The 17,405-nt window shown below is 33.7% G+C and carries 17 protein-coding genes; 5 read left to right on the top strand and 12 right to left on the bottom strand.

Going from position 1 to position 17,405, the window contains the following annotated elements:
• Positions 1-54: 54 nt before the first annotated feature.
• The 12 genes from RNZ46_RS13315 to RNZ46_RS13260 all read right to left on the bottom strand — a co-directional run bounded on the left by RNZ46_RS13315 (position 55) and on the right by RNZ46_RS13260 (position 11,960).
• The gene (locus RNZ46_RS13315) at positions 55-723 is read right to left on the bottom strand and encodes a hypothetical protein (RefSeq protein WP_316982658.1); all 669 of its coding nucleotides are present in this window, start codon (positions 721-723) and stop codon (positions 55-57) included.
• A 76-nt stretch (positions 724-799) separates the two neighbouring features.
• Positions 800-1,318: an Hsp20/alpha crystallin family protein gene (locus RNZ46_RS13310; protein ID WP_316982657.1), complete on the bottom strand. Its 519-nt coding sequence runs from the start codon at positions 1,316-1,318 to the stop codon at positions 800-802.
• Between the two features lie 119 nt (positions 1,319-1,437).
• Entirely contained in the window at positions 1,438-1,851 is a 414-nt protein-coding gene (locus RNZ46_RS13305) for a hypothetical protein (RefSeq protein WP_316982656.1), read from the bottom strand.
• 22 nt (positions 1,852-1,873) lie between these two features.
• Positions 1,874-3,247, bottom strand: a complete 1,374-nt coding sequence (locus RNZ46_RS13300) for an MBL fold metallo-hydrolase RNA specificity domain-containing protein (RefSeq protein WP_316982655.1) — start codon at positions 3,245-3,247, stop codon at positions 1,874-1,876.
• 5 nt (positions 3,248-3,252) lie between these two features.
• Complete coding sequence (locus tag RNZ46_RS13295) at positions 3,253-4,095, bottom strand: ATP cone domain-containing protein (protein WP_316982654.1); 843 nt, start codon at positions 4,093-4,095, stop codon at positions 3,253-3,255.
• A gap of 75 nt (positions 4,096-4,170) precedes the next feature.
• Complete coding sequence (locus tag RNZ46_RS13290) at positions 4,171-5,001, bottom strand: universal stress protein (RefSeq protein ID WP_316982653.1); 831 nt, start codon at positions 4,999-5,001, stop codon at positions 4,171-4,173.
• Between the two features lie 11 nt (positions 5,002-5,012).
• On the bottom strand, positions 5,013-5,867 hold the full coding sequence (locus RNZ46_RS13285) for a universal stress protein (protein ID WP_316982652.1): 855 nt from the start codon (positions 5,865-5,867) through the stop codon (positions 5,013-5,015).
• Between the two features lie 24 nt (positions 5,868-5,891).
• Complete coding sequence (locus RNZ46_RS13280; protein ID WP_316982651.1) at positions 5,892-6,740, bottom strand: universal stress protein; 849 nt, start codon at positions 6,738-6,740, stop codon at positions 5,892-5,894.
• Positions 6,741-7,551: 811 nt separating this feature from the next.
• Complete coding sequence (locus RNZ46_RS13275; RefSeq protein ID WP_316982650.1) at positions 7,552-7,938, bottom strand: hypothetical protein; 387 nt, start codon at positions 7,936-7,938, stop codon at positions 7,552-7,554.
• Positions 7,939-7,944: 6 nt separating this feature from the next.
• Positions 7,945-8,793 (bottom strand): universal stress protein, encoded by an 849-nt coding sequence (locus RNZ46_RS13270; protein WP_316982649.1) that lies wholly within the window; start codon positions 8,791-8,793, stop codon positions 7,945-7,947.
• Positions 8,794-8,877: 84 nt separating this feature from the next.
• Positions 8,878-9,939 carry a response regulator gene (locus RNZ46_RS13265; RefSeq protein ID WP_316982648.1) on the bottom strand — a complete coding sequence of 354 codons (1,062 nt, stop codon included), beginning with the start codon at positions 9,937-9,939 and terminating at the stop codon, positions 8,878-8,880.
• Between the two features lie 140 nt (positions 9,940-10,079).
• Positions 10,080-11,960, bottom strand: coding sequence for a sensor histidine kinase (locus RNZ46_RS13260; protein WP_316982647.1), 1,881 nt, complete (start codon positions 11,958-11,960; stop codon positions 10,080-10,082).
• 137 nt (positions 11,961-12,097) lie between these two features.
• On the opposite strand from RNZ46_RS13260, the gene RNZ46_RS13255 reads away from it, so the two are divergent.
• The 5 genes from RNZ46_RS13255 to RNZ46_RS13235 all read left to right on the top strand — a co-directional run bounded on the left by RNZ46_RS13255 (position 12,098) and on the right by RNZ46_RS13235 (position 17,389).
• Positions 12,098-12,508, top strand: a complete 411-nt coding sequence (locus RNZ46_RS13255; RefSeq protein WP_316982646.1) for a hypothetical protein — start codon at positions 12,098-12,100, stop codon at positions 12,506-12,508.
• Between the two features lie 116 nt (positions 12,509-12,624).
• Entirely contained in the window at positions 12,625-13,518 is an 894-nt protein-coding gene (locus RNZ46_RS13250; protein WP_316982645.1) for a DnaJ C-terminal domain-containing protein, read from the top strand.
• On the top strand, positions 13,518-13,814 hold the full coding sequence (locus RNZ46_RS13245; RefSeq protein WP_316982644.1) for a chaperone modulator CbpM: 297 nt from the start codon (positions 13,518-13,520) through the stop codon (positions 13,812-13,814). Before RNZ46_RS13250 ends, RNZ46_RS13245 begins: the two co-directional genes overlap by 1 nt.
• A 186-nt stretch (positions 13,815-14,000) precedes the next feature.
• On the top strand, positions 14,001-15,968 hold the full coding sequence (locus RNZ46_RS13240) for a heavy metal translocating P-type ATPase (RefSeq protein WP_316982643.1): 1,968 nt from the start codon (positions 14,001-14,003) through the stop codon (positions 15,966-15,968).
• Positions 15,969-16,171: 203 nt separating this feature from the next.
• Positions 16,172-17,389 carry a metallophosphoesterase gene (locus RNZ46_RS13235; RefSeq protein ID WP_316982642.1) on the top strand — a complete coding sequence of 406 codons (1,218 nt, stop codon included), beginning with the start codon at positions 16,172-16,174 and terminating at the stop codon, positions 17,387-17,389.
• The last annotated feature ends 16 nt before the right edge of the window (positions 17,390-17,405 follow it).

Genomic DNA, 17,405 nt, shown 5'->3' with positions numbered 1-17,405 from the left:
TTTATCAATGTTAAAAAATTTACAGAAATTGCACTGTTTGTTATAGCATTAAAATTACTTAATAGCTTCTGTATTGGTTTCATCATTTAATGGATTTGGATTGGTAAGTTGTTGTTCTTCTAAAACCACCATAACCAAACTAACGTAATCGTTTACGGTTTCTTTAACCGATTCCGGATCGATAATATCTATATAACCCTTCCAAATTAATTCCCTGTCTTTTGTAGGGCAAATGCAATACATGGAAGTTTCTGCATGATAAACGGTGTATTCGTTATAATACTCTGGGTTGTAAAAGGCATCTTGATATTTTAAATATTCTTCGGTAAACCGCCGATGTGTATTATCATATTCGTCATATGTACTTCTGTATGAAATTTTGTCTTCTACTCCAATTACCTTTGTGAATAAAATAGTGTCAAATCCGTCAGTAATAAGCTTGTTTTCTAACCGCCTTAATTCTTCTTCTGACTGTTTTTCCGTGGTAAACGACGCTTCAAAAAGCTCTAAACTCGTTACTGCTTCTATTCCTCTAGATTCGTATTCTGCTTGTAATTTTTTTTCAAATTGTTCTCTCGCTTCTAAATTTGAAGTCATACCCACGATTAAAATTTTACTTGGGCTATAAGAATCAATGTCCGGGTTTTTCCAGTTTTCAACCAATTGTGTGGTTGAGCAGCCGGTTACGAATAAAAAAATCACGAATCGTTTTAAATATTTCATTTTGAGTTATTTTAAGATTAAAAAAAAAAGCAGAAAGTAATTTATCAGCTAACTACTTTCCGCTTTTAACAAGCTGCTAAAGCACTTCAATAACTTTTTTAGAAGTTTCTTTGTCCAATATATCGTCTCGCTTTAATAGCTTCAATTTTAGAATCCCATTTTTGTAAGATGCTTTTACATCTTGGTTCAAATCTACGGAAGGTGGAAGCATCATTGATCTTTTAAAGGATTCATAACTAAACTCTTTACGAGAATAATCATCTTCTTTTTGCTCGTCTTCCATTTCCTTTTCTGCGCTAACCTGAAGCACATCATCTTCAATAGTCACCTCAAAATCTTTTTTGTTATAGCCGGGAGCTGCAAATTCAATTTCAAAACCTTCATTTTGTTCTTTTACATTCATTGCTGGCATTAAACTATCCTCAGCAAAAAATGCATCCTCAAAAACATCGTCAAATCTTGAATGATAATTTAAATTTGGGTTAAACAACCTGCTTCTCCAAGGTCTTAATAAATTATTGTTCCAAGGCGTTAATAATCTGCTCTCAAATGGCGATAATCTTTTTCTTTTTCTGCGTTTTAAAAGTGTTGACATAACATTATATTTTTAAGTTAAACTTACAATTGCAACTCTAATATATTTACAGAAAATCATTTTTACAATGATATATATCAGCATGTTACCATGCTTTCCAAGTGTTTTAAGATCGATATTTAATTAATAAAAACACTTTCTAAATATTGAAATAATCTAAATTTAAAGTCGAAAATTTTAGTTTTAAAACTGAATATTTTAAGCTCTAAATCGTCGTGTTTTTTTATGCATAAACTATCGCACACCACACCCTCAATTTTCATTTTTTTGATTTGATTGACATGTAAATTTAATTCGCTTAGCAACCCCTTATTCGCTTTTTTTAAAACATGTAATTCTCGTTTGAACTTAACCAGGTTTTCATACAAATTCATTTCTTGGGGTTTAAAAATGGATTTGCTCAGTAAAGATTTATAAAAATTTAGCTCAAACTTTATGTTTTCAAGATTGGTAATATCCCGCAAAATACGGTCGTGTAATTCTTCGGTAGTTTTAGTATGATTAAAGCTGGTATATGCTTTTAGTTTTTTCATTTTTTGAGAAGTATTTTAAAAGTTATAGCCTTACTTTTTCAACATCAGTGAGTTTTGGTATTTTAACCTGCCAACCATAGGTATCTTGTATTTTTGCCCGAAATGCATCCAAGGCAGTTGGTTCGCCGTGAATTAAAAATACGGTTTCCGGAATGTTTTTTATGTTACCCATCCAATGTATTAACTCCGATTGATCGGCATGTGCCGACAGACTTTCAACACATGCTATAGTTGCTTTTACGGGGTAATATTTGCCAAAAAAACGTATTTCGTGTGCCCCGTCTTGCAATTGCCTGCCTCGGGTTCCTTCGGCTTGATAACCTACCAACAGTACGGTTGTTGAAGACTCGTCTATAAGTTGTTGCAAATAGGTAAGCACCCTACCGCCTGTTACCATACCGCTTCCTGCAATAATTATTTTAGAGCGTTTATCGTCAATAGTTTCCCAGGTTTCTTTATAAGATTGAATAATATTTACATGCTTGCACATGGCGTTATATTCTTCCATTGATAATTTGTGCCATTTTGGAAATCGCTTAAAAACGTCTAAAACATTATTACCCATGGGGCTGTCTACAAAAATGGGAATGTTGGGTATTTTGTTTTCCTTGTAGAGTTTCCAAAGTAAAAACATGAGTGTTTGCAAGCGTTCTACGGCAAAACTTGGGATGATTAAATTTCCTTTTTTATGATTGGTTTCTTTGATGAGTTTTGATAAAAGCGCTTCAATATTTTCCTTTGGATGCCATTTATTGCCATAAGTACTTTCAACAAATAAAAAGTCTGCCCATTCTGGTTTTTTTGGGCTATCTAACAAATAATCGTTTGTTCTGCCAATATCGCCCGAGAATACGAACCGTTTTCCGTTAATATCCAATTCGATAAAAGTAGCGCCAATAATGTGCCCATTGTACTTAAAACGATACGATATATTTCCTGATAGTGTTATCCATTTATTGGGCATTTCAACCTGAAATTGCGTTATGGTTTTTTCTGCTTCAAGCTTGGTGTAAAAAGGTAAGGCCGGTTGGTGTTTGGTGTATTTTTCCTGATTTGCTTTTTTGGCTTCCTCTTCGTGAATTTTAGCACTGTCTTTTAATATAATTTCGGCTATTGCCAATGTAGGCGCGGTGCCTATAATTTTACCTGCAAAGCCCTGTTTTATGAGTCGTGGCAAATATCCAACATGATCCAAATGGCCATGTGTAAGCAATACCAAATCAATGGTTTCCACATGAATGGGTAAATGGCTCCAATTAAGTTCCCGTAATTCTTTTACGCCCTGAAACATGCCGCAATCAATCAAAATGTTTTTTTCTGAGGTTTCTAAAAGAAATTTTGAACCCGTTACCACTCCGACCGCTCCTAAAAAATGGATTTTAACAAATTTACCCATGGTTATTAATGATTACAAAGCATTTTTATTTCATTCAATATTTTTTCTTTGCGCGTTTCAGAAACCCCTAAATGGTCCAAATAAAACGCATCGCCAATTAAGGTTCTGCACAGCACCACATCCCTACTCAACAAAAACTGTTTTTCCCTTTTGGTTAGCAATGTTGACACTGTAACGGGGTATAATCCCAATCGGTCTATTCTATCTTTTAAGCCATCATTTTTGGGGTAATCCCAACTCAGTAAGTATAAATTAATGCAATTTCCGTACTGTATCGCATCTGTTGTAAAACGCGTGTTGGTTACCACCCAACCCTTTGTGAGTGTGGTTTTAGTTTTATCGTTGGCGCTCCAATGGGCTTTTATATCATTATAGCGAGAGTTTATATAAAGCGGAATTTTTACATTGCAATTAAGCCCTTCTTCATTATGGAACTTACATTCTATTACCGTGGTTTTATTATTTTTTTGCGCTATAACATCAATTTCGTGCGTTACGCATTTGCCTTGTAATATTTTACCAACTTCGGTTTTATAACCAGAATATTGCAAAATGGCACTTATAAAACGCTCAAACGGAAAACCCGTTGGCCCCAACTCGTAAATGGCCTTTTTAAGTTTATATTTTGATGCAAAGTGGCTTTTCTTTTTTTTTAATAATGAAAACGCCCTGTTATAGATTTCTTTTGTTGAAATGCCTTGGTAAAGCTCGTCTGTAACCTTATGGACTATTTGATTGACGGTTTGATGATCTGCACCCGTACGTTTTAACGATGCTTCCAACTTTTCCAATGAAAACTTTGCTTTTTCACCAGATGATTTAATGATTTCTATTGAAGTTGATTTCATAACTTAGGTCGTAAAATTTAAGGTTGTTTAGCTTTTCTCGTTTAATTTTTAGGTATACAAAAGTGACCAATCAACTTATTCCGGTATAACCAAAAATGGTATGTTGGGTTTAAATCCTATTTTCTTTATAATAGGCTCGTTTACTATTTTTTCTATAAAACTCTGTTTATAATTTACCATGGCCAGCATGTCAATATTCAGTTCTTCAATAAAATCATTGATTTCTGCCGTTTTTTTATCATACTTAGGCATCCAGTGTAAACTGTAATCATAATTGTTTAAATGGCTTTGTAAAATCATCAGGTTATATTCTTGAATATCGCTGAGTTCTTCTTTCTCATTGATGTGCACAATTCTAATTTTAGAGTCGTGTAAATCTGCTAGTTTTGTTAACGGCTCAATTTCAGCCTTTCCGTAAAAGCGGTTGTAATCTGTTGGAAAAGCAATTTGTTTGGGTGTGACAAAATCGAATTCTTCCGGCACAATTAAAACAGGGCAATTTCTAAAGCTATTAATAACGCGCATGGTATTGCTGCCAAAGAAAAACTCTTTTGCACCCGTGGCGCCTTTGGTTCCCATAACTATAACATCGATTTGCCATTTTTTAACCGCATTTTTTATAGCGGATATTAAATCTTCTGAACTTAGAATGGTTAAAAAATCATGATTTGTGTTGGTTGTACTGGTTTCGGCCAATGCCTTTAAGTCCTTTAACTCGGTCTTGGCGTCTTCTCGCATAATTGTCGATAATTTGTTTGAAAGATTGGATAGCTTAGAAACCTTAATGGCCACGGAGTTTAAAAAATAAAACGTACAGGGTTCGTTGGCGTATAGTTTCAAGGCGTAAACTATGGCACTCCATGAATTATCTGAAAAATCGGTGGGAAGTAAAATATGGCGTTTCATTGGTTATTTTTTTATGATTTATTTAATGTTTTTGCAGGAATAACTAAAAACGGAACGTTTAAATGAAACCCTATTTGGTTTACTTTGGATTTGAAAAACAAATTCTCGAAAAACGACCGTTTATTGTTAATCATAATTAATAAGTTCACTTGATTCCTTAACTGAAATTTAGTTATGGCTTCTGGCACATTTTGATTGCTTACACTATGATAAAAGCAATCGCTATCGGTAAAGTAGGTTTCCAATATTTTTTTATGCGATTTTTGCGTTTCAGACAAATCGTAGCCATAAGACACGTTTAACACGTTTACTCGGGAATTGTAAAGTGAAATGATGTTTAATATGGGTTTTATATGATGGTATTTATAGTCGATTTCATAATCTGTTGGAAACAGAACTTCGTGTGGCGTTTCAAAATCGAAGCCATCAGGAATGGCTATTATTGGACATTTTACGTTTTTAAAAACGTGCACGGTATTTGTTCCAAATAATACCTCTTTGGCACCCGTTGCGCCCTTGGTTCCCATAACTATATAATCGATTTCTTTTACTTCAACAACATCTTTAATTTCGGGAATAAGCGTATTAAAAGCCGCCATGGTTTGTATGGTGTGCTTTGGGTTTTTAAACGTTGTTGCTATTTTCTCCTTAAAATCGTTGAGCTGTTTTAAGGCGCTTTCCCTAACCGCATCTGCCATACCAAATTGTGCCGGTTGTACCAAAACATATTCTACGTGATAGATTATTGGCGTGTAAGTATTTAGCAAATAAAACTTGCAGGTTTCGTTTTTAAAAAGCTGTAACGCATAGGATATAGCATTCCAGGAATTTTTAGAAAAATCGGTGGGAAGAAGTATTTTTTTCATGGCTTTTAAAATTTTTATAATTTGTTAACTGCGCCTCATATTTTGTAATGCTAAAAACGGGATATCAAGATTTAAGCTCAACTCGTCTATGGTAGATTGATACAACATACTCTCTAAAAAAGAATATCTTGTGTTTACCATAACCAATATATCGGTGTTGTTTTCTATAATGTTTTTGTAAATGGCATTGATAATATGCTTGCTGTTTTCTATTTTAAAATTGATGTTGTTTTTACACAATTCTCTTTCAATAAATGCCTTATTGTCTTTTTGCCTTAATGATAATTTATGGCTTGTAGATATGTAAAGCATATCTATTACAGCCCTAAAAGGAATCGCTATTTCGCAAAGTAACTTCAGCTCTCTTCTTTTATACGGTATCATGTAATCTGTTGGAAAAAGAATATGCTTTGGTTGAGTGTATTTATAATTTTCTGGAATGGCCAAAACCGGACATTGCACATATTTTAAAACCTGTAAAGTATGACTGCCAAAAGTCAGTTTTCTATCGTTTGTCTTCCCTCGGGTTCCCATAACAATCATATCAATATTTTGCTCATCTACAATTTTATTGGCCTCGTCTACCAACAAGTTATTTGATGATATAATATGGTATGAGTGCCTTGGGTTTGGAGACACACTGCGGATTAATTTTAGGGTGCTTTTTAATTTTTCTTTAGAGTTTTCACTAATAATTGCTGAAACCTTATCTAAAGATTCTTGAGCCAACAAATCTTCATCGGCATAAATATCGTCTTGATAGGCGTGCATCAAATAAAACTCGGTAATTTCATATTTTAATAATTCTACGGCATATTGAATGGCTTTGATGGCGTTTTCAGAAAAATCGGTAGGTATCAGTATTTTTCTCATGGCGTTATATTTACAACTAAAGTTAAATACTATATGGTGCTAATGCAATGATATATATCAGATTTGAATCCGTTTGATTGCAATGCATCTGATATAAACAAAAAAAGGGGCTGTTAATTAACATCCCCTTTTTCAATTCGCATTTGCAATACATGCGAATTGATTAATAGCCGCCATAAAACAGAAACAGGAAGCCTAAACCTCCTGTTTCACCTTAAAAATATTTGATTTCAGCAATAAACCTTCCTAATGATTAATATACCTAATGTTAGTTATACTAAGTCTTCAGTTTTAAATAGTATCAAATATTTCTAAAACCGCGTTAAACATCTTCCAACGAAAACGCTATGTGGTATAAAAAACAGGAAACCGAAGCTTCCTGTTTTTCCAAAGTATTTAATGTCATCATCTAACTTTCGGTTTTCTACAACATACCCTTTATCGCTAAAGGCAACATTGCGGTTTTCCTGCTAAATAATAGCTTAAAACACTTTGTTTCGATAGTGCTGTTTTTCAACAACCATATCTATCTTTACCCGCTGTGCATTTTGGCAGAATTCTGTCAATTTGAGTGAATTTTATGATTGAAATGAGTGAAATTTGTATCGAGAATAAGAATTTTTGAACCATAAATGGGTTCTCGATACAATTTTTCGTTCCTCAAAATCACTCGAACTGACATATTGAAATTATTTTCATTCTAAATGCACAACGGTTTATATTTATATAACTCTGTAAAAGAACTCCTTAATAACAATGCCAATGTAGCAAGCATTTTTAAATTAGGAAATGATATATATCAGTTTATAAATTAAACAGGTACAATGCCATAAACCATATTAAGTAAAAACAATCCCACTAAAAATAACAGGGTGTAAATAAGCTGTACCAGTTTTATATTAATAAACTTCAAAACAGTAATGGTACGCCTAGGCATTATAAATAACGATAACCCCATTAAAAGGCTTATCCAACCCATAAGGGTAATTATAAGTTTCCAATTGGATGCCCAAATATTATGAAACAATATATTTAACAAACCCATAATTATGGCGATAAACGAAGCTATTGTTAAATATTTTTCATCGTTTAAATTATTAAAAAACTGTTTAATGCGCTTTGGTTTAAAACTTAATATTAAAAAGAAAATAATGAGATACCAACCCCAAAACTTTGCTAAAAAAATTGAATTATCCATTATCCTTTAGTTTTTTTCGTGCAAGACCAAAAAGGGTATCTCTGTATGATAACTAATTGCCTCCACCTTAGAATGAAACAATATTTGCTGAAAATAATTTAGGTTTTTTGCCACCATACAAATCATATTTATGTTACGGCTTTCTACAAAACATTGTATGGCATCCTCTACTTTTTTATTAGTTAAATAGTGAAAACTAGGCTTAAAATAATTAAAATAATCTTCTAACAGTTCTTTGTTTTTAAGTTGATCGCCATCTAAATTTGCCCGCTTTTTACTTATGTGAAGCATACGCAATGTAGATTGTTGGTTTTCTAAAATTTCTGAAAGCGGTTCCAATATTTGTATATCGTAGGAAAATGAAAAATCTGTTGGAAACGCTATTTCTTCCAACCTAACAAATTTTGCCTGTTCCGGAATTGCTAAAGTGGTACATTTTACTTTAGTAATTACATCGCCGGTGTTGCTGCCTATAATAATTTTTTTAAAACCCGAAGCGCCTTTGGTGCCCATTACAATAAAATCTATTTTTTTTTCTTCAACCTGTTTCCTAACAGATTCTATAAAAAAATTATAATCTGCTAGGGCGTAAAACTTATGTTTTTTATTGGGCGAAAACGCTTTGGATATGCGCTTTAAGAGTTTTCGCAGCTGCAATTTTGCCGATTTGGTATAAACCTCTTCTATAGATTCTGCTGGAGCCACATACGGGCTTTCGCTATTCATAAAGTTATCAAACCTAGTTACGTGCAGCAGGTAAAAGTTACAAGCATCTTTTTCAAAAAAATTAATAGCGTATTTTATGGCATTCCATGAATTTTCTGAAAAATCTGTGGGAAGTAATATATTTTTCATCTAAAAGCATCTTTACAACCACTAAATTACATGGTAAACACTTGGTATGAAATGATATAAATCATTTTTGTCAGCGCATGGTTTTTAATTGCAGCTGATGTCTTTTAATTTTTCAAAATCAATTACGGTAATGTTTCTACCATCTGCTTTTATAATGCCTTGTTTTTTAAAGAGCGCCAAGGTTCTAATAAAGGTTTCTGGGGCAATACCCGCAACACTTGCTAAATCGTTTCGAGAAATTTTTATAACATCATCGGGTTTGCGGTTTATTTTTTCGGCAAATCTTAAAATTGTGGCTGCTGTTTTTTGGTTGACCGTGCTATATGCCATTTGCAATAATTCTTGTTTTACTGAAGAAAGATTATGTGCCAACAGCTCTATAAGCTCAATAACTACTTGGTGGTTTTGGTTGAGCAAGGTTTTAAATGTTACCATTGTAATTCCTAGCAACTCAGTGTCGGCAATGGCTGTTGCGGTTTCTTTATAGGCTGTATTTTGTGTAAAGGAATGGTATCCAAACAGATCGTCTTCTTTATATAAAGCCGTAACCAATTCTTTGCCCAACTCGTTAATTTGGTGGCATTTTACGGCGCCTTTGCTTATTAAATAAATATAATTTGAATGTTCTCCCTCGCGGTAAATTACGGTTTCGTTATTAAAAGTGAATTCGGTGCCGTGGTTTTCAAAGAAGTTCTTTAAATCGTTTAGTGTTTTTATTTCAATATCACTCGACTCATTTACTTGTTTTTTTTGATTACTCTTTATGTCTTGCAAAATAGAAACTTTTGCCAAACGACTTTCAATGGCGCTAACCAAGTCGTCTTCTGTAAACGGTTTTGTTATGTAATCGTCGGCGCCTAAATTCATGCCTTTTCTAACATCGGCGCGTTCGGTTTTTGCCGATAAGAATATGAAAGGAATGTATTTTGTAATTTTACTTTTCGATAATGTTTTAAGCACCGCATAGCCATCCATTTGAGGCATCATAATATCGCAAACAATAATATCTGGCTCCTGCTTTTTTGCCAATACAACGCCCGCCTTACCGTTTGAAGCTGTAATAACGTTATAATTTGATAGCTCTAAAAGTTCTGCCGTATTTTCTCTTAAAACAGCATCATCTTCAATAAGCAAAACTGTTTTCATGTGCTATTAATTGTTGTTTTTTATCCCGACACCCATCAGAAATTACATAATGTATAAATATAACAATTATGTTGGTTTTACCCTATATTAATTAAGAGCTCACCTTAACTTTTTGTTTTTAACCGAAAATGAAGTGCATTTTATGGCTTTGCAGTATTGGGAAATGTTAATATAAAAGTAGAACCCTTGTTTTCTTTGCTCGTAAAACTTATAGTGCCGCCTACGTTTTCTAAATGATTTTTAACGATATTTAATCCAATTCCGGTGCCCTGTGTGTTAAGCACATTTTCTGCTCTAAAATAACGCTCAAAAATATGTTTTTGATCTTTTTCGGGTATCCCAATGCCTTGGTCCTTAATTTTAAAGGTTGTGGTTTCGCTGTTCTGTTTAACCGCTATATCTATGGTTGTGTGTTCTGATGAATAGTTAATGGCATTGTACAGTAAATTGGACAATATTAATTCCGTGATTTTTTCGTCCTGAAACATAGAAAAATCATCAATGTTTTTAGGATAATTTATTTGCTGACCTTCTTTTAAAAGCATGTTGGCATTGTAGACCACCTCATTAATCACTTTGCTTAATTTAAAATAGGCAAACCTATAGTTAACTTTACCCGATTCTAATTTTTCAAATGATAAAAAGTCGTTTAAAATATTGTTTAAGTAATGAACTTTATCTGTAATTGTTTTTATATGCTTATCGCGTTTTTCCTGATGTTCGGTTAAAGTGTACTTGCTCAATAATTGAGAAGAGGTTAAAATACCACTTAACGGTGTTTTAAACTCGTGCGACACCAAGGATAAAAACTTTGTTTTCAGCTCATTGAGTTCTTTTTCTTTACTCAAAGCTATTTTAAGTTGCTGCGTTCGTTCTTCTACCTTGTTTTCAAGTTTTGTGGTGTAGTTTTTACGTTCTGTAATATCCAGAATAATAGCAACAAAAACATCTTTTTCGCCCAAACGTGATAATTGCAAATGCACTTCAACAGGGTAATAAGTGCCATCTTTACGCTGGTGTACGGTTTCAAACTTTAGCTTCTCTTCCTTTTTTTCCAACAAAACACTTATGGTTTTTCTAAAATCGGCCTCATTGTCATATGGTTTTATGTTTAAAGGCGTCATATTACATAACTCGTCTAAACTGTATCCAATATTTTTTTGGGCGCCGTAGTTGGCATTTATAAATTTTAACGAATCAACATCAAAAACATAAATCTCATTTAAAGATTCATCAAAAATGGTAGCCAAATGTTGGCGTTCGTCTTCCGTCTTTTTTCGCTTGGTTACATCGTTTTGTATCCCTATAAAATTTGTAACAATGCCTTCGTTATTAATAATGGGCATGATGTACAAATCGTTCCAAAACGGCGTGCCGTCTTTTTTGTAATTGCGTAAAGTGACTTGGCAACTTTCGCCTTTTTTAATGGCTTTTCTAAGTTTTTTAAGAGGCTCTTGGTCTCTGTCTTCACCTTGCAAACACCTGCAATTATGATTGAGAATTTCGCTACTCGAGTACCCTGTTAGCTTTTGGGAAGCCGAATTAAAATATATAACCGGATTGTCTTTTTTTAAGGCATCTGTTATAATAATACCGTTGTTTACAGACTCCAAAGCCCTACTTTTTAGCATCAGTTGTTTTTCTATTTTTTGCTTTTCAGAAATATCCCTAACCATGGCCATAACATAGGTTTTGTTATATATGGTAAACGGATTTAACTCAACCTCAACGGGAAAAACAGTGCCATCTTTTTTTAAGCCAAAAATATCTACCGCTTCGCCCATTTTTCGCCGTTTACCCCGTTTAATAAATTTTTCAAAATAAACGGAATGGCTCGAATGGAAATGAGAAGGTATCAGTAAATTGAGTTCTTTATCTAAAATTTCATTTTTAGCATATCCAAAAATTGTTTCTGCAAATGAGTTAACTTCCATAATCTTTTGATGGTTATCAACTATAATAACACCCTCAGAAACAGCTTCGAGCAGAATATTGAATATTTCTTGATCTTGATTAAACATAAAACAGGAGCTTTACGGATAGTGTTCCAAAGGTAGGAGAAATTTCTCATTTTATTAGGTTTCCACTGATTTATATCATAGCTAAACATACAATTAATATGTATTTTAATCCATTAATTGTTTTGATAAAAACAAGCATGGAAACCAATAACAAGACTTTAATTAATTTTTACAAAAACCTTGGTAAACTGTATTATGCCATTGCTTCGGCGGATAAAAAAGTGGAAGATCAAGAGCGGAATACCCTAAAGGAAATAGTAAAAAAACATTGGCTGAATGTTGATGTTTTTAAAGGCGCTAACCAAATCGATGCAGCATACCAAATAGAAATCATTTTTGATTGGCTGAATAATGAAAACAAAATAGATGCCAAGACATGTTTTAAGCAATTTATAGCATATAAAGACGAACAAAAACACTTGTTTACAAACAAAATAAAACGCTTGATATTAAAAACAGCTTCGGAAATTGCTCATGCTTTTTCTGGCATAAACAAATCGGAACTTATAATGCTTGCCAAACTTGATATGGCATTGAAGAAACCTTAACAAAAGTATCGCACTAATCTAATGAAATCCATTTAGAAAGTATTGCCAAAATCATTTAAGATGCTTATATTTATTGCACTTCTGAATTAATAAATCAAAACCCAAAATACAGGTCTATGGCATTTATAGATTATTATAAAATATTGGGAGTTTCAAAAAAAGCTACCGAAGCCGAAATAAAAAAAGCCTACCGTAAATTAGCGCGGAAATATCATCCAGATTTAAACCCAAACGATAAGGTTGCAGAAAAAAAATTCAAGGAAATCAACGAAGCCCATGAGGTGTTGAGCAACCCCGAAAACCGAATAAAGTACGACCAATATGGCGAGCATTGGCAAAACGCTGAAGCTTATGAGAAAGCAAAACAGCAACAACAACATTCGCGACAATACAGTAGCCAAGGCGACTTTGGAGGCTACACTGAAGAAGATTTTTCAGGTTTTTTCGAAAACATGTTCGGTGGCGCATCGTCCCGTGCTCGTGGAAGACAGGTGAAATTTAGAGGTCAGGATTTTAATGCCGAATTACAACTAGACCTAAAAGAGGTTTACACCACCCATAAACGCACCTTAACCGTAAATAATAAAAACATCAGGATTACCATTCCTGCCGGTGTTGAAAACGGGCAAGTCATAAAAATAAAAGGACATGGTGGCAAAGGAGTAAATGGTGGGCCCAATGGCGATTTATACATTCAGTTTTCCATTGTAAACCACTCCAATTTCAAAAGAGACAAACACAATCTTTACACCACAATAGATTTGGATTTATTTAAAGCCCTATTGGGCGGAGAACTTATGTTTGATACCTTTAACGGAAAAGTAAAGTTGAATGTAAAGCCCGAAACCCAAAACGGCACCAAAGTAAAACTAAAAGGCAAAGGATTTCCTAAATACAAAAAAGAAGGACAATTTGGAGACCTTTATATTACTTATAAAATAAAGCTGCCCACAAATCTTACTTCGGAAGAAAAGGCCCTTATAAAACAATTACAAAAACTGCGTTCGTAATGGAAACACAAGATTTAATACCCATACAAATTATCTGTAAACGCTATAGCATTCCCGTTTCATTTATAAATACACTACAAGAATTTCAACTTATTGAAATTATTGATGAAAAGGATGAGTTTTATATCCATACCGCCCAAATAAAGGAAGTCGAAAAAATGATGCGCTTGCATTACGATTTGGATATAAATTTAGAAGGCGTCGATGTTATTTTTAATCTATTAAAGCAAGTAGAGAGTTTGAAAAACGAAATAAATACATTACATAACAAATTGCGATTATATGAGGATTTATGAAAAAAGACTGCATAAACCATTAACTATTTTAAGATTTATATGTGAATCTTAATAATAAAAAACAGACCTGTAGAACTATATAAGTTTTCATCAGAACAACTAAAACACTTGTTTAAATACTAATCCCTTTTATTATTGAAATCTTTAAAAAATGCCTATTTTTAAGCCAATAGGAACACACTTTTAATGGAAAACGATAAAGAGAAAGATCACAATCACAGTAATTTTTTTGGACATAAATCAGAACTCTATTTTGCTATTTCATGTGGCATTTTTCTGCTGATTGGTTTTTTGATTGAGCGCTTGACCAACTTTAGCGGATGGATAGCCTTAACCAGCTACATAATAGCATACTTTTTTGGTGGTTATTTTATAACGATTGAAGCCTCTAAAAAAATTATTAAAGGCGGTTTTGATATCGATTTTTTAATGATTGCTGCAGCTGCAGGTGCCGCTTATATTGGTAGCTGGGTTGAAGGAGCACTGTTATTATTTCTGTTTAGCCTTGGGCATGCTTTAGAGCATTATGCCATGAACAAAGCTAAAAAATCGATTGAGGCCCTTAACGAATTATCTCCCAAAACGGCGCATATTAAAAAAAATGGAAAACTTATCAAGGTCACTATAGACGACTTAAAAATCGATGATATAATCGTTGTACAACCGCACACAAAAATTGCTGCCGATGGGGTTGTAATTAGTGGTCGTTCCAGCGTAAATCAAGCGCCAATAACAGGAGAAAGTATCCCTGTGGACAAAACACCTATTGCAAGCACAACTAATCTGCCGGAATTTAATACTATCGACAACAACCATGTTGTTTACACAGGCACCATTAATGGCGATAACGTTCTTGAAATTCTGGTTTTAAAATTAAGCAAAGACTCTACGGTATCGCGTTTAATTAAAATGGTTAAAGATGTTGAAACCCAAAAATCACCAACCCAACAACTCACCAAAAAATTCGAGAAGTGGTATGTTCCCATAGTCATACTTGTAGTTTTCTTATTGTGTTTTGCACATGTAATTCTTGATGAAAGTTTTGAAACCAGTCTGTACAGAGCCATAACGGTTTTGGTAGCCGCAAGCCCCTGTGCCTTAGCTATTTCAACTCCTAGTGCTGTATTAAGTGGTGTTGCCAGAGCTGCCCAAAAAGGCATATTAATAAAAGGCGGAAAAGCGTTGGAAGATATGGGAGAAATCACAACAATAGCCTTTGATAAAACAGGAACATTAACCGAAGGAAAACCTAAACTCACCCACGTAATTCCGCTTAACGATTTTGATGAGATCGCGTTTGTCAAGCTCGTATTAAATGTTGAAAGCTTAAGCAATCATCCGCTAGCTAAAGCCATTTCAAAAGATATAAGAACCCAATATAGTATCGAGTCGCAAAATAAAGCGTCGCATGTAAATGCCATTCAAGGAAAAGGAATTCGCGCTACTTATTTGAATGAAGAGGTATTTATAGGCAATGTAAAACTCATGGTAGATGCAGGCATTAAAGTGGATAAAACTGTTATCTCTAAAATGAAGAGCCTATTGGAAAATGGCCATACCGTTATGCTTGTCGCGTTTAAAAATGAGGTTATAGGATTAATTAGTGTTATGGATATTCCCCGAAAAACTGCAGTAGACACACTAATACAGTTGAAAAAAATCGGTATTAAGCGTATGATTATGTTAACTGGAGATCATCAAAACGTGGGCGATGCCATTGCTAAACAAATCGGACTTACTGATGTAAAAGGAAATTTATTGCCCGAAGACAAGGTTTCAGAAATAAAAAAACTTATAGAACAAAACAAAAAAGTAGCCATGGTTGGTGACGGTGTAAATGATGCGCCAGCCATGGCTCTAAGTACGGTGAGCGTTGCCATGGGAGCCGCAGGTAGCGATGTGGCTTTAGAAACCGCCGATGTGGCTTTAATGTCTGATAAAATCGAGAAATTACCTTATGCCATTGCTTTAAGTCGAAAATCCAAACAAATTATTAAACAAAATATTTTAATAAGTTTGGGTGTGGTTATAGTTTTGGTTCCTGTTACTATTTTAGGATTGACAAACATTGGATTGGCCGTTGCTTTTCACGAAGGTTCTACAATTGTTGTCGTTGTAAATGCATTGCGATTACTTCGATATGACATGAGTTGAATATAAAAACTCAAAACATAGTTATCAATGTTATTGATTTTTTTAAGGTTAAACTGATATCTCTCATATTAAAGGCTGAAGGTGTCAATTAACTTTATAAATAACAACATTAGGATTTTTGGCTTCAGATGTGAACCGAAGTTAGGGGCACTCAAAGACAAACGACGTCTTAAACAAAAACAAAAAAAACATAATATTCTTTAATGCGCAGCTACTCACTATTTACTATTTTACTTTTATGTTTGGCCATCTTATTGATCGATATTTTTGCCTTCTATGGGCTACAATCTATAACCAAACTTATTACATCGGTATTCTTAAGACATGCGATTCACATCATATTTTGGGTATTCACCATAGGGCTTATTATATCAATAATCATATTAAAAGTGAGGTTGAACGCTATTGACCCCAGAAGAAAGCAACTTCTAATATCATCATTATACGGTTTAACCATTTCTTCATTCATCCCCAAAATAATTTTTGTAATAGTGATATCGATACTATTCTTTACAAACTTTGTTTTTTCAGAAAAAGAATCGCTTTTAATTATTCCGCTTATAGCTTTATTTTCAGGGTTTTTACCTTTTTTCGTGATTGTTTATGGCATTTTTAAATCGCTCTATAATTTTAAAATTTATCATGTAGAAATTAAATTCAATCACCTACCTAAAGCCTTCGAAAATTTAAGAATTGTTCATATTTCAGATGCGCATTTAGGCAGTTTCAACCATCGCTTTCATATTTTAAATCGTGCTGTGAGTAAGATTAACCATTTAAAACCCGATTTAATTTTTTTTACGGGAGATTTGGTAAACAATTATGCTTGGGAATTACGCGGATGGAGTCGCGTGTTCAGAAAATTATCGGCAACCTTGGGCAAATATGCCGTTTTGGGCAACCATGATTATGGCGATTATAGTACATGGCATTCCGAAAAAGAAAAGCAAGAAAATTTTAATGCGATTAAGGCTTTTTTTAATGACATAGATTTCAAACTCTTGCTTAATCAGTCTGATATTATTGAAGAGAATAACGATAAAATTGCCATTGTAGGTGTCGAAAATTGGGGGAATCCGCCTTTCAAACAATATGGCGATTTGCAAAAAGCCATTAAAAATGTAGACGCCATTCCGTTTAAAATATTATTATCACACGACCCTTCGCATTGGACTGAAGAAGTGATAGAAAAAACCAATATCGCATTAACCTTATCCGGACACACACATGGTATGCAGGCCGCTTTTAAATATAAAAACCTGCAATGGAGCCCCATAAAATATAAATACAAACATTGGGCCGGATTATATAATGAGAAAGACCAATACTTACATGTTAATCGTGGGTTGGGCTGGTTAGGTTTTCCTGGTAGATTGGGCATGCGACCTGAGATTACACTTATAGAGCTTAAAACTGACTAATATCATAGTCTAAATC

Source organism: Hwangdonia lutea (assembly GCF_032814565.1).
GTDB lineage: Bacteria > Bacteroidota > Bacteroidia > Flavobacteriales > Flavobacteriaceae > Hwangdonia > Hwangdonia lutea.
Note: the sequence above shows the minus strand (reverse complement) of the source record. Positions and strands in the feature narration are given on the sequence as shown.